Annotated in this window: 8 protein-coding genes; 3 read left to right on the top strand and 5 right to left on the bottom strand. The window is 46.8% G+C overall.

The window, feature by feature from the left end; translation table 11 throughout:
• The first annotated feature begins 189 nt into the window (after positions 1-189).
• The 3 genes from E5342_RS19685 to E5342_RS09785 all read left to right on the top strand — a co-directional run bounded on the left by E5342_RS19685 (position 190) and on the right by E5342_RS09785 (position 2,056).
• A complete protein-coding gene (locus E5342_RS19685; protein WP_236651488.1) occupies positions 190-384 on the top strand; it encodes a hypothetical protein in 195 nt (64 codons plus the stop codon).
• A gap of 293 nt (positions 385-677) precedes the next feature.
• A complete protein-coding gene (locus E5342_RS09790) occupies positions 678-1,394 on the top strand; it encodes a tRNA threonylcarbamoyladenosine dehydratase (protein ID WP_135959304.1) in 717 nt (238 codons plus the stop codon).
• Positions 1,391-2,056: an ABC transporter ATP-binding protein gene (locus E5342_RS09785; RefSeq protein ID WP_135959303.1), complete on the top strand. Its 666-nt coding sequence runs from the start codon at positions 1,391-1,393 to the stop codon at positions 2,054-2,056. Before E5342_RS09790 ends, E5342_RS09785 begins: the two co-directional genes overlap by 4 nt.
• Here E5342_RS09785 and E5342_RS09780 read toward each other — a convergent pair.
• The 5 genes from E5342_RS09780 to E5342_RS09760 form a co-directional block, all read right to left on the bottom strand.
• Positions 2,045-3,001 (bottom strand): hypothetical protein, encoded by a 957-nt coding sequence (locus E5342_RS09780; RefSeq protein WP_135959302.1) that lies wholly within the window; start codon positions 2,999-3,001, stop codon positions 2,045-2,047. The two genes, E5342_RS09785 and E5342_RS09780, sit on opposite strands and share 12 nt — an antisense overlap.
• A gap of 162 nt (positions 3,002-3,163) precedes the next feature.
• On the bottom strand, positions 3,164-9,103 hold the full coding sequence (locus E5342_RS09775; RefSeq protein ID WP_135959301.1) for a hypothetical protein: 5,940 nt from the start codon (positions 9,101-9,103) through the stop codon (positions 3,164-3,166).
• Between the two features lie 46 nt (positions 9,104-9,149).
• Entirely contained in the window at positions 9,150-10,781 is a 1,632-nt protein-coding gene (locus E5342_RS09770) for a hypothetical protein (RefSeq protein WP_210434965.1), read from the bottom strand.
• A gap of 24 nt (positions 10,782-10,805) precedes the next feature.
• A complete protein-coding gene (locus E5342_RS09765; RefSeq protein WP_135959300.1) occupies positions 10,806-11,933 on the bottom strand; it encodes a FimB/Mfa2 family fimbrial subunit in 1,128 nt (375 codons plus the stop codon).
• A gap of 121 nt (positions 11,934-12,054) precedes the next feature.
• Entirely contained in the window at positions 12,055-14,142 is a 2,088-nt protein-coding gene (locus E5342_RS09760) for an Mfa1 family fimbria major subunit (protein WP_135959299.1), read from the bottom strand.
• Positions 14,143-14,173: the final 31 nt, after the last annotated feature.

The raw sequence follows: 14,173 nt of genomic DNA, 5'->3' as shown, positions 1-14,173 counted from the left end.
TCATTCCTGAAGCGCCGTTCTCTCTCGAATGCGGGTGCAAAAGTAATGCTATAAAGCATAAACTCCAAACTTTTCCGGCATTATTTTTCAAGTTTTTTACGGCAACCGACTTCGGGTACATTATAATATAGGATACCCTATTTAGAGTTCAAATTCATCTAAAATAATTAAGTTCGCAGCCAAATAGAGATGGAAGAATGCGAAGGTTCCACCTACACGGCGATCCTGAGCGAAGCGTATGGGACCACGGGCTATTACGTCCGATACACGGACGATTTCTGCCTTGACATCGGATTCACGCCTAACCCGAAGGAAGAGGAGGGCAACCGCACCATAATTCCCTTGTCAGCAAAGTATCTTAACTTCATCGACCAAGTATCTTAAGATACGTTGCCAACGCAACTAAGATACTTGGTCGATGCACGTAAGACCGTCAAAAAGAACCGGAACCCCCTTGATAAGAACAATGTAAAGTACTGCCTAAGCGATCAAAATTGACGTAAACATCCACTGCAACCCGGGGTGCAGCAATACTGCAAGGCTGATGCAGTAATACTGCAACGACCATGCAGTAACGCTGCAACGACCGTGCAGTAACAAGACAAAAAGCTTTCGGATAAAAGCAAGTATTGGAGGAACCGGAACAATTGATTACTTTTGTGCTCAAAAATAGATAAATGAGTTACAATTGGAATACACGGACAGAACTTTTGTTCGGAGCGGAGCGTATGGAGCGCTTATCCCGTAGCCATGTATTGGTAGTTGGACTGGGAGGTGTGGGAGCTTATGCCGCTGAGCAGATTTGCCGGGCCGGAGTAGGAAAGATGACGATCATAGACGCCGATACGGTAAACGAGAGTAATATCAACCGCCAATTGCCCGCCCTTCATTCCACCCTAGGGATACCAAAAGCCGAGGTCGTAGCCAAGCGTTTGCTCGATATCAATCCCCAGTTGCAATTAACCGTCCTGAATGAATTCCTGCGAGACGAGCGGACGGAGGAGGTACTCCTATCGGCTCCTCTCGATTTCGTGGTAGATGCTATCGATTCCCTAAGTCCCAAGGTATACCTGATGTACCAAGCATATATCCATAAGATTCCTATCGTGTCCTCCATGGGGGCGGGAGCTAAGGTAGACCCGTCCTTGGTACGGATTGCGGATATCTCCAAGACAATCAATTGCGCCCTTGCGAAAGCGGTGCGGAAACGGTTGCGTCCTCTAGGCGTAAGCAAGGGAATTCCCGTCGTATTTTCCACCGAGTTCGCTGATCCGGACGCCGTGATCGAAATTGAAAACGAAACATGTAAACGTACGACCACGGGAACGGTCTCTTATATGCCGGCTACGTTCGGCTGTTTCCTTGCCTCGCACGTCCTAAGAAACTTGATATGATACAAACCGAAGGAATAACGAAAAGTTTCGGTGCCTTACAAGTATTGAAAGGTATCGACCTCACGATAAACAAGGGCGAGGTTGTCGCTATCATAGGCCCCAGCGGAGCGGGTAAGACAACCTTGTTGCAAATCATCGGCACGCTCGACGCACCGGATAGCGGGCGGCTGGTTATCAATGGCACGGAGACAAGACGATTGGGAGATAAGGAGCTGGCGGCTTTCCGCAACCGGAATATCGGGTTCGTCTTCCAGTTCCATCAATTACTGCCGGAGTTTACGGCCTTGGAGAACGTGATGATCCCGGCACTGATCGCCAAGGAGAAATCGGCGGCGGCCGAAAAGCGGGCGAAAGAGATACTGGACTTCCTGAAACTCTCCGATCGCATGGCACACAAGCCTGCCGAGTTATCCGGCGGAGAGAAACAGCGGGTAGCGGTAGCCCGTGCGCTTATCAACAATCCGGCGGTTATCTTAGCCGACGAACCTTCCGGAAGTCTCGATACCAAGAACAAGGAAGAATTGCACGCCCTCTTCTTCGAGTTAAGAGACCAGATGAACCAGACATTCGTCATCGTGACGCATGACGAACAGCTGGCTACAAACACGGATCGGGTGATCCATATCAAGGATGGCATGGTAGAAGTAGATTCATTTGGATAACAGCTCTTGGATATGATATTCTGATATAGATAAAATATCCGCTATCTCACAAATTGACAAACCGCGGGCAGAAAGGTTCTTAACCGTTGAGCACAAGATATCTTTCTGCCGTTCGATTTCTTGGGACTTCTGTTCGATCTCTTGGGACTTCTGTTCGATCTCTTGGGACTTCTGTTCGATCAGTTTATCTTTTAACATGATGGTCGTATCACGGGCTTCTATCTCTGAGAGGATTTCGTCCTCAACCTGCATCTCTCGCCGAATCTCAGGAGAGGCAGCGGCAAGAGTCAAACGCCTGACAAGAAGAAGCTCTTCCAACTCCATCTTCCCCTCATCTATATTAAGCAAATGATCGTCGGACGACATACGCAAGCCCTGGTCGAAAATAGCAAGGATACGTTCAAGATGATTCCGGGCATTCTTTTTCAGATACGGTATTTGCACGATGATACTGTCATGGGTAAGGCTCTCGATAAACGGGTCGGGAACCCCCTTACAGATTTCATTATCGTCATAATCCAAGTAACGACGACGCACGTAAACCACCGGTTGCTCCAAATCACCTACCTTGTGACCCAAAATATAGATGGAGATGATCGGCAAGCCAAAACCGCCCGGGGTACTCTCTTCCACGATATTCTCCTTACTCAGATACTGGGTTCCCAAGTATTGACGGAAACGAAGTGTCTCGGTGGCAAGCCACGTCTTTTGCAACTCGATCAAGACAAGACGCTCCGTACCGGAGGTATCCACGATTTTCGCCGAGAAATCGACCCGGAAAAGAGATATACGGGTCTGTTGTAAATTGGTGTATTCGTTCCGGCGCATTTTCAAATCGCGGACTTCCTGCCTCAACAAGGCGGAGAGCAGGATCTTGGCGGCACGTTCATCCTCCAAGAGAAACTTGAACACGGAGTCGTAAATCGGATTGGCTATCAGTGTCATGACGATATGTTTTATGTAATGTCTCGTTTCGGGCAAAGGTAGGGATTTATATCAGATTGCCAAAAAAGATGGAACAAATAAGAAACGTTCCTATTACATACGATCTGTCTAAGGTCATTCGGCAGCACTGTCTAAGGTCGTACGACAGTGCTGCCGGATGTGTTATTGAACCCGTAGTTTCACCGTCTTCTGGTCGCGGGCGATCTCCGCGCGGATGATGTAGATGCCTGCCGGGAGATCGAACGTATAAGTCGGACGGGCGGGATATAAGGTACGTACCAAACGACCCATCGGCGTAAACACCTGTATCCGCTTCAATGCCTCGCTTGCGCTGGCCACTACCCTACCCGATACGGCGGAATAGACAGAGATAGATTCTACGTTGTCTACCCCCTCATTGCCGGTAGGCGAGCCTGCGCTTAGGAAGTAACGTCCATGGCTGCTGCCGTCCAGACGCAGGGTGTAGGTATCGCCCGACAGCTCCGTACTTTTACGGGTCACGGCATCGTACAGGTAAAGCGTCTCCGCCCAATCGCCAATACCCTCTATCGTCAGCGTAACCTCGCCCTTACCCTCGCCGGCATATACGCCAAGGGGCACTTGGTCGATCCGTCGTACTACGTTCACGCCTACGGCACGAGTCCCGGCAATGGTGTACACTTGCGGGATCTCCTCCAGTTCCGTATCCAGCAAGATTACGGCATCCTTATCTGCCTCATAACTATTCGCAGCATCATCCTGCCGCGTCAGCAAGGCCGTGCTGCGATATGCATCTCGCTCCGCTGTCAGCCTCAATACCGGGTTCTTGGCCGTAGCGGTACGCAAGGAAGAAGAGACCTTCTCCGGCTCTCCTTGCATCATGGAGGGATCGAAATGAACCACCTTCAGATCGGTACCGGTTGCCGTACCTTCCGCTTTTGTTTGAGCCGCATCTTTCAGCTCTACGAAGAAGGCTTGCATGGGGGCGATAACGGCTCCGGATGTAGCATCAGTAACATTTCCACCTTCCCATTCCACATCAGGTGTACCGACAACAAGCCCCTCCTTCACATCCAATGTCCAATATTTTTGCGCTAAGATAGCCTCATTCTCTTTCAAGAAACGAACGATATCCAACGGATACATATACGGATTACCCAACAGGAAGTGCTTACCGTCACCATCGGCGATGACACGGACGGTTCCATTATCCGTATTCCACCATTCTTCCGTTCCATTCGTATCTGTCAATACCACCTCGATCGGCTTCTCATCCGCCAGCTTGCCGGCATTGATCCGTTCCGCCAAAGTCGGGGCTTTGGTCATGGCTTTGGTCAATGGCTCGTATTTGTACTCCGTATCCGCTTTCGGTAAGCGTACCAATACTTTCTCGCCCAAGCCGGTCGCATTCTTCTTTTCTACGCTGGCATAGAATCCCTTTCCCAAAGCGTAGGGGACGTTCACATCATTGTATTCACGGCTCCAATTGGATTGGACTATCTCGTAATTCTTCTTGTCTAATTCATCGTTCCCCAAAATCAGATTGAGATCTACCGGATCGACCTCACTCTTCGGCACGTACATCGTGATCGCCTTGTCCCAGGCTTTCTGGTAGAAGGCAGGGGCTTGGCGGTCGTTGTTGGCCGTGCGGTAAGTGATATCGTCGAAAGCATAGGTGTTCTGACGGCCCGTGTTCTTTACGGTGTACATATCGCCGGCGAATACGCTTTGCAGGGGCGATGCCATCCAATATTTCGCGTCAGGTGTCATCTCGAATTCCACACGGGCGGTGTCGTACGTCAGGAATTGCTGACGGCGTAACTGCGCCTCGGGTTTGAAATAGATAGCCTTTACCTTATTTATATAGTACGGAGCTACGATCGTATTATCTTCCTTTTTGTCTACCGCCATATCGTATTGGATATATTGGGTAGCCTTTGTTTCAGATGTCGTATCAATTCCTTGCAGTAAATTCTTATCCTCTTTCAAGTCTTCCAATTCCAGTGTCTGCCCTCCCGGGATCGTGATACGGGTGAAATGAAGCGGGGCGAAGGCGGCGGTCACATCATCGTTACCATTGGCATCCTCATCGCTTGCTCCCGTTTGAATGTACAATTCCCCTTTCGTAGACTGCTGCCAGTTCGCATCATTATACCATGCCGCAGCATCCTCACCGATGTTCTTACCCGTCCAAGTCAAGTATTCCGGCACGATCTTGATAAGTAAGGTAGCATATCCCTCGCAAGAGCCTGCTACGAAATTTCCATCCTTATATTCACCGAATGGGATATAAAGTGAATAGATTTGGCCTTCGGCAAATTCTTTATAGGCATCCTTCTTAAAGGTCATCGAGAATAACCCGCCGCCATTATCAGTTTCAGTTTCAGTTTTAGCTTTCGCAAACAAAGCCGTCAAATCACCTACCTCTATATAAGTCTGCCCTTGCCGCAAGAATATAGTCTTAGCATTACCATCAGGCAGACCCAATTGGTTAGATTCTTTCATACCCATCGTCAAACCTTTTCCTTGAATAGGAATATTCTCTATGCTTCCTTCTACGATATTCGGCAAGCCGATACGCAGGGGAACATTGGGATAGTGCTCCATTCCTTCCGGATACTCCACATCCGGGAAACCAACAAGTAGTTTCGGGGCGGGAGCAGCTTCCAATACTTTTTCCTGAGGTTTGTCGCAGAAGAGCCATTTGCGTTGTTCACCCTCAAGAATACTCTCCGGTAGATAAGGAATCGCTACCACTTTTTTTACCCAACGGAATTCCGCATATCCAAACTTCCCGCCAATCACTAATTTCGGCTCTGTGTCCACATCACCTAAGAGCAATGTCTTCAATTCCTCAATTAAATCAAGAGCCTTATATTCGTCATTGTTTTTACAATACTCAATCAAAGCTTCTGCTTGGAAAGGCAAAGCATTATTTCCATTAGAAAGTTGATTTCTATAAGAGCTCAATATCTCTTCTAATGATACCCCATGCCTCTCATGGAACGCCGCAAATTCCAGCGAGTCGCCCAAGAACCAATCGAACGTATATGAATGATCTTTGAAAGCGTCTATCTTTTCAAACTCCGTCAGTTCCCCGGTTGGATTTTGGTCACCATCCAACTGTTCAACCCATACGGTCGCTTTCTCGATCTGACTGATCCGTCCCTCGCAAGCGATCATGCCCTCCGGCAAATCACTTTTGGTATTCGCTACGACCGTGAAGGAAGGGAGTACGGTGAAAGGGGTAGTCAGCAAGCAAGGATCTTGGAAACTATCTCCCGCAGAGGCATTCGGGAAATCCACCCCTTGATTACTAGTAACTGTCGCGGTCGCACTAAAGATTACCACATCATACTTACCGGAGGCAGGCTCTACCTTCGTCCCGCTTCCGTAAGGTTTCTCACCTTTATATCTCAACTCAGTCTTGTCCACATCAATGGCACTCAAATGGATGGTATTGCTATTTTCTTCATCCCACCAAGGCACACGAGGACGAGAAATACCCACCACGGAACATACGGCTCGTATCAGTTCTTCATATCTATTGTCATATCCATTCATTATTTGATCTATCTGATTCTCCAGGTCTTTCGGATCAGGAATCTTATAGTCCCACTCTGATTTGTCACAAAGATCTCTCAAATGTTGTTTCAAATATGCGATATACTCTTCTTTCGGGAACGATTCCCCATTTGTTTGTTGGGCATGTGCGGTTATGTCTTCATCCCAAACTCCTCGCTTAGCTGCATCATATAAGAAATCATTGACCATACGCAGGTTTACGACAATTTGTCGTCGCATCGCAGTTTCATAATTTGTCAGATCCTCAAATCCTTGATGCTTCAACCCTTCTTTAGTCGGAACGATAATACGATACACCTTGCTTCGGTTGTTATAGCGCTCATTACTATAATCCTTCAAATCCGTATTTAATGTAATCCAATCTTCAGGATCCTTTATATTCCCTTTTTCCTTTTTATCGGTAGCTCCAATATAAACGTTTCCGATCGTTTTATTAAGATTATCTTTTCTTTTCGTTGGATCTCCACCCATCAAACCATAGCGGTATTTCCATATATGCTTTGAATCTTCCGTTATTTCATTCCCCATATTCAGATCGGACAATACATCCGGATTAATGCTCCAACCCATATTCTTGAGCAGAAGTTCGTAATCCGTGGCAACGGTCAGGTTGGCAGAAGAACACACGTCTACTCGCTTCACGTCGATCTGCGGCTTGGTACGATAGATACGCAAGCCGTCGATAGCGTAATCGGAACCATTCGCATGAATGGTGTTGTTTTGTACCTCTAAATAGAACTCTTTATAGTTACTCAAATCCCCTAATAGGTTGAAAGAATAAACCAACTGTTGCCATTTGCCGATGTATTCATTGGTCTCATACGAATGAGGCTGATTATCTGAAATATTAGTCGTAACATTATAGGGATCCTTCATCGAATAGTACGTAAGCGCATCTCCTGAAGTAAAACGGTGCAAGACAACATCATTTCCTTGATTATCCCGTCCAATGAAATTCATATTGATATTTGGAGGAAGAGGCTTACCTCCTTTTGAACCTGAATGAGTCTCATTCGCTCTTGTTGTCATATCATTTACCCAAAAGTTTACTAGGATACCCGTATGAGCGCACATAATACCATCCAATTTAATCTTCACCAAACGTCCCGGCAAATTTGCCGCATCCACATAAAAGAAATACCCTAATGATTTTTTATCCGTATTATAATAAGTCCGGTCATATATTTCTGGCGAGTTTTTGAAATCGTTATTAGTATATTTTTTGGCTACAAACCAATAATACTTATTTGTATTGCCAAACGATAGACCATCCCTAGAACAATCTTTCAAATTGGCCGTACGGAACAATCCATATTGGTTCTGCAGTGTTTGTATACGAGAATATTGTTCATATTGTGTATTATAATTATACGGTGCATAACCCGTAACTTCCGGATCCAACCATTTGCTTTTATCTGATGCATTTTCTGCGAAACTGCAGGATACGATATTCTTTGATTTATCAGCCATTAATTCGCTAAGGGTTATCGAATCATTCCTATCGAAATTAATATAACCAATCATTTCATATACATCCTTATGTTTATCCGGTTCCCGCCTCATATCCAGCCGATTCTCTTGTTGCTGTACCAACATGCTATCTTCCAGCATAAAGCCTGAACCACTGATTGGAGCAAGTGTATACTTATAAAGCAAAGGGCTTATTTCCGTATCATTAATAGCCCAAATTTGCAATGTCGTTTCATTCGTAATCTTTAAAGAATCTATTATCTGCTCCCAAGATTTCAGAGTCTGATACGATCCTCCATTTATCTGATATCGATAAGAGTCTCCTACCACAATTTGAGTAGTTCCATCTTTATACCACGCATAATTATTAGCAGTCATTCCCAATTGTACGTTAATATTCTCATCACCCTCACTAGTCCATATATTTTCCTCAATAAAAGGAGAGCCACTCATTGCCGCTATTCGCTTAGCTATATTTTCTGCACGCTGAATGACAAATTTGTAACGCATGGAAATCACTGGTTCTGTAATTGTAGATCCTGAAACGTTCACCTTATTTAAACTAACATCACATACAACAATGTCACCATCTTCCACTTTAGATGAGAAGTATGAAACCGTAGATGCTCCTGTTGCGGTGGATGTAAACTCCTTGTAAAATCCATCATACCAAAATAACGATTTACCATTATTTGCTAATTTTAATGAAGCATTATGGAATCCTACTTTTGCAGTACCTCCTTTCACTAGTTTATCGGTGGTAACGTCAACCGGTGTTGATTTTAGTGAAGAGCTTACATCCTTTCCATTTCCCAAATACCAACGTACATACCATTTATAACGTGAATCGACATTACCCCCATCATTATTCCTCAACTCCGGCACAAACAACTCCCTCTCTACCCCATCTTTTACATACACTGTATCCACACGTTCAGTGACTTTAGTTTGTGTACTAGGAATAATCGTGTACTGTTGCCCCCACGCCGGCGCAACCGCACCGGCGGACAGGATCAGCAAGCAAGTTAATAACAGGGATTTATATCGTAGGTTGATTGATGGTCTCATCCGTCAGGTCCTCCTTTTTTAGTTTATTGTTGTTATATTATGGTTGTTATTTGTAGTTTCTTATCTTGATGGTGTAGGGGATTTGCATCTCTTGCTTCTCCTGACCCACATAATAGTTTATAATGAGCGTGAGGATGACTGTAGCATCCACGTTTCCACCCAGTTCCCGAGTGCGGATCGTGAAGGAACCTTTCTTTCCTTCCTTGACCGAAGCCTCGGGAAGGTAGAAACGCTGTTTCTTGTCACAATCCTCTCCGTTTACGGCCGTAATGAGACGTTTCTCGTCGCTTTTTACTTGGATCGAACTAATTTTCGCTGTTTCCGTAACCGTTTCATCCTGCGGGAGACCTTTGATCGTGAAATCTCCTGTCACGCCTTCTATGCTAGATATCTCGAAACGGATCGACAAGTCGCCGGCGGCTTGCAGGGTATGCTCAACAGGCGTCAGTATTTGCACGCCCGTCTTCTCACCATAGACCAAGGCGGTCGGGTAGACCCCGATGGGGAGGCGTTGCTCGGCTACTTCCAATTTCGTCGTGATGTTGGTTATCACGACAGGGATGACCAGCAGGTCATTGCGGCGTACGAAGTCGAAGCCCGTGAGGTGTTCCGTACGAGGGCGGCCTTCGATCTCTACACCGAGGTGGATGCCACCGCCGTTCTCTCCGACGGCCGCGTTGGTCTCGGGGATATAGCGGGTGTAAACTTTTACATTACCATCCGCACTACCGTCCGTTTTACCCGGTATTTGTTTTTCATCTGCCCCAGGCAAGATCTCTTCTGCAAAAAGATCCTTCGAGTTTACCGTCGGAGGAGTCGCGTCATTCGGAAAATTGGGCGCCAAAGGCTGCTCCAAGTCCACGTCGCCCTCAAATTCCAAATACTTATCCGCTCCCCAAGGCAAGAGCCAGATCGGCAGGCTTCCCTTGCGGAGGTTCATGATGTCCAGTTTGCTTACGATTATCGCTTGGGGCAAGTTATTCGTTATCTCTACTCGTACCTTGCCGATCATGCGGATCAAGGGGATCCCGAATGTGTTCTCTGCCGGAGCGGGTCGCAGCGTATGCTCTTGGGCATAGCTGCTCATGGGGATACGCAATCTATTTCCGATACCATCCGCTCCACCGAACTTGCCCGGTGTACCATTCCGCCCATCTATGCTGCTATTGCCCGAGGCCAGGATGTTCACCGCCCTTACCAAAGCCTTTTCCGACAAGCCCAGATCTCCCGAGGCGGGGTTCGTGTTTTTGATCTGTTCAAGAAGCGCTTCGCCACCTTCCAACGACTCCAAGTTGGCGAACGCATAAAAACGGTACGTGCCGACCGGCAACCTCATATCCACCGACGTGCAGGAATCAACATCATCCTTATTATAGGTACCTTCGCTGGAGGTATATCCCGCCAATACGCCACTCTCATCATACGCCACCACCAGCCAGTTCGTGATGTCTCGCTCGTATTCATCATCATTTTCCCAAGTAATTGTCTCGCCGGCCTTCGTCTGCGGCGGTCGTACCGAGCGGGAAGTCCGCAAAGTGATGGTTACGACACAATGGTTCGGGTCGTCATCCGGGAAATCGCCACCCCGGTCTTCGCCGCAGGCCGTAAAAAGCCCACAGAGGCAAAGGCCGGAGACGACCGCCGTCAATAAGTTATATATGGTATAGCGTCTCATCATTAGCGATATTTAATAAATCTCAGTTTACAATATGCCATCGTTGATACGAATCACCCAATCCTTCACCTGTATCTTGAAGCAGGCGTACCCCACGATCGTAGGATCTTCCGGATCAGGGCCATCGGGGTTATCCGGGTTATTCGGATTGTCAGGGTTGTCAGGATTATCCGGTCCCGGTGGGTCCGGAGGCGTAGGCTTATCCGGACAATCGGGGCATACCTTCGGCGTAAGGAAAAAGATGATAGAGTACTCATCCTGCCGATCCAGATACTCTTGCGCAGAGATACGATGTCCCTCCATCTTGGTGAGGAGGAGGTAATCGTTAAGGTTCACGTTCAGCACGTCTTTCTCCCATCCGTGGTGACGGATGATAAGACGGTAATTGCGTCCCGCCATCAGGCGCATGGTGTTCATCTCGGCCACGGCCACGTATTGCCCGCCCACGGTAGCTCCCGGGGTAGGATCCGCCCCGATCTCCACGTTCTCCGTATAATAGGGCAGGTAGTGGATGGTGGGATCTTGCAGCAAGGAGTTGTCGAAATCCATATACCCGTTGTCGGCCACGATCCGGAAGGAGAAGTTATTCACGTCCATGTCCTCGCCCATCACGTTTTGCAGCACGACCCGCAGCTTGTTGGTATTCTTGGCGAGTGAGATGGTGTCGGCCTCGGGCCTATCGCGCGTCACGGTGAAGGTATCAAGGCTATGCCAAAGCGGGTGCAGCTCGTTGGGCTGTGTCGTATTGGCCTCGCGCAAGGTACGTACCTTGACGTCTTGCGCCCTCCCGACAGCCTGCGACGTCTCGGCAGGGTCGTTCCATGCGTAACTGCCCTTGTCCAGCCCGGCCCAAGTGACTACCTGATAGGTACCCGGCTCCATGTCGAGGGCGATGGAGTTCCGCTCGTCCAGCTCGCTCTTCTCGATCCGCCGCTGGAAAAGGAAGTTTCCTTCTTGGTCGCAGAAGAAGAGCGTAACGAAGTCTACCTCATGCTGGAAAGCGTCGGCGAATTTCATATTATAGTCGTACTTGAAATACAGGCGGAACTCGCAAAGCGGCAGCGAGTCGTCGTGTATCCAATCGCAAGCGTATAGCCCCACGGACAAGGCAGCTATGCCAATCAACTGTTTGCAGGTATGAAATAAACGGTTCATAATCATTTTATTAAAATACACAGTAATCCTCCGCCCGTACTACCGGGGATGGAGGTAAACCATGATGCCCATTATAAGGTTCTTAGAATGGGCATCGTAAGAATCCCCCGAAGGGGTAGGGTTATAGGATAATGTCTTTGTTCGTACGTTTTACCCAATCCTTCACGTAGATAGTGACGTCGATGGTGACATCATCACTCTCATCCGGCGTACCGGGATCATCCTTACCCGGGGTATAAGGTAACGGATCGCCCAAGCCGCGAATACCTTTCACATACAACTGGTACACGTTATTGCGTACGATACAGAATTCCATCACGCCCATCAGACCATCGTTTCCGTTATCATCATGACGGATCCAAAACTTGTGATAGCTTCTTCCGCTTTTGTATAGGGAAACATTATAGAATTGGTATAAATTGCCGATCTGCTCTGAGCTGAATTGAGATACAGGGGTAACATTAGAAGGAAGATGATCAGCTTGTCTCCTAAAAGCCGCATAAGTCAATTTCTGTTTAAGATCCTCATCAAGAGTAGCGTTATCAGCCAAAGCCTTCTCCAAATATTCCTTAAACGCACTTTCTAATCCATTTTGGGAAGACATACCTTGAATCGCATTCTTCATAGCATCGACATTCACAGTCATACCATCCCAACCATCCATAAAGCCTTTCAACAAATTTGCCTTGTCGTTTTCCAAATTGAACGCACGGGCGGCAACGCTCTTCACATCTTTATAAACAAGACGTGACACAGAACCATTACTATTATAATGAGCCGCGGAAAGAAACGTTTTATCACCATTAGGCAAATTCACAGACTTGATCTCCCCATTTTCATAGGAACTCACCTTAAAGTTGTTACTCGGAGTAAATTCAGACTCGAAGATTACACCGGTAGTATAGCCATGTACCTGCGAGTTCAGATCCAACGTATTTTCCTTGGTATAAACAACCGGGTAATATGTCCGACTATCACCACTTACTTCCTGTGTATAGCTTAATCCGGAAGTAGGCATAGACACCATCTTATCCAAGTTATTCAAATCAGTTGAATTGCTCGGATTAAAATAATTGACATATGAATCTTTAAATTGATCCCAAGAAGAACTTTCCCCTTCCGGCAATTTCTTTTCCCGGATATTCGGATCTAACACATAATTGTACGATCCGGCACCAGTGTCATTATTCCTCCATATCCATTTCTCATCACCTAAATATCGAACAGGATCGTTGGTACCATCTGCCGGCAATACCGCATTAGCACCATAGTTATACTGTACCGTAGGAGAAACTTGCTTAAAAAGATAACTCTCGCCCTTCCACTGATTCACTACCTTATACCTCTTCAACGTGAACGTACCCTTATTCTTTACAGGAGAAGTTCCCGGTATATTAGTCAGATCTAAATTCGAGGAGTATGCCAAATCAATACGAGCGGCTAAACGTTCTACGAACACCGTTGTCTGAGCCGGATTTGTCTCATCCATATTCGCAGCAGAAAGTTCAACGATAGAACTGCCGTTAGAAGGAATAGCACCACTTATCATCTTATGTGTAGACATTACAAAATGATGGTACTCCGCCATATTACTAGCAGGAGTCCACAATGCCCTATCGTTTGCGGCAACTCTATCGCGCAAGTCTGCCAACGTAATAATACCGGTCAACCTTCCTCCCGCATTAATAACGGCAAATACCTGATAATTGCTCTTATCTTGTGTCAGAGGATTCTTCATGGTTACTTTCATCGTAACCTTTCCGTCACCATGACCAGGCTCACTTCCACCTAGACTCGCATCAATACCTTCCAGATTCGAATAATAACCTTGGCCTGCGATCTGTATACTACTACCATTGTTAGTATTCAGTAACTCCAGCTGATTGTTAGCCTCCAAAACCTCTTCTTTTGTTGGCACCAAGAATATATTAACATCATATACCATACCCTCTTTAGAGCCAGAAAGCTCACCAAGAGAACCATTACCATCTTCGCCCCAACCGGCTCCCCCCGAATTAGGATTAGAAGGAGTAGGATCTGCTTTCGTTAGCGTTCCTTGCGAAACCGTAGAGACGTTCACCGTCATATAGACCTTCTCGCCATCCTCTTCCGCCCCGGTGTTATTTTTCCCGTTGTCGAGATCATCGGAACAACCGGCCGCCAATAAAAGCGCCGTTGCCATCGCTACGTACCATTTTTTCTTTTTCATAATATTAAAATTTATGTCTGTTATCTTATTC

Origin of the sequence: Parabacteroides distasonis, assembly GCF_004793765.1 — a bacterium.
GTDB classification, from domain to species: Bacteria; Bacteroidota; Bacteroidia; order Bacteroidales; family Tannerellaceae; genus Parabacteroides; species Parabacteroides distasonis_A.
This window is presented reverse-complemented; position numbering and strand designations above follow the sequence as displayed.

What these genes read in the sequence shown, in the direction of transcription:
- E5342_RS09780 (WP_135959302.1), bottom strand. Translation starts at nt 3,001, where the DNA reads ATGACACTGATAGCCAATCCGATTTACGACTCCGTGTTCAAGTTTCTC.
- E5342_RS09790 (WP_135959304.1), top strand. Translation starts at nt 678, where the DNA reads ATGAGTTACAATTGGAATACACGGACAGAACTTTTGTTCGGAGCGGAG.
- E5342_RS09785 (WP_135959303.1), top strand. Translation starts at nt 1,391, where the DNA reads ATGATACAAACCGAAGGAATAACGAAAAGTTTCGGTGCCTTACAAGTA.
- E5342_RS09765 (WP_135959300.1), bottom strand. Translation starts at nt 11,933, where the DNA reads ATGAACCGTTTATTTCATACCTGCAAACAGTTGATTGGCATAGCTGCC.
- E5342_RS09775 (WP_135959301.1), bottom strand. Translation starts at nt 9,103, where the DNA reads ATGAGACCATCAATCAACCTACGATATAAATCCCTGTTATTAACTTGC.
- E5342_RS09770 (WP_210434965.1), bottom strand. Translation starts at nt 10,781, where the DNA reads ATGATGAGACGCTATACCATATATAACTTATTGACGGCGGTCGTCTCC.
- E5342_RS19685 (WP_236651488.1), top strand. Translation starts at nt 190, where the DNA reads ATGGAAGAATGCGAAGGTTCCACCTACACGGCGATCCTGAGCGAAGCG.
- E5342_RS09760 (WP_135959299.1), bottom strand. Translation starts at nt 14,142, where the DNA reads ATGAAAAAGAAAAAATGGTACGTAGCGATGGCAACGGCGCTTTTATTG.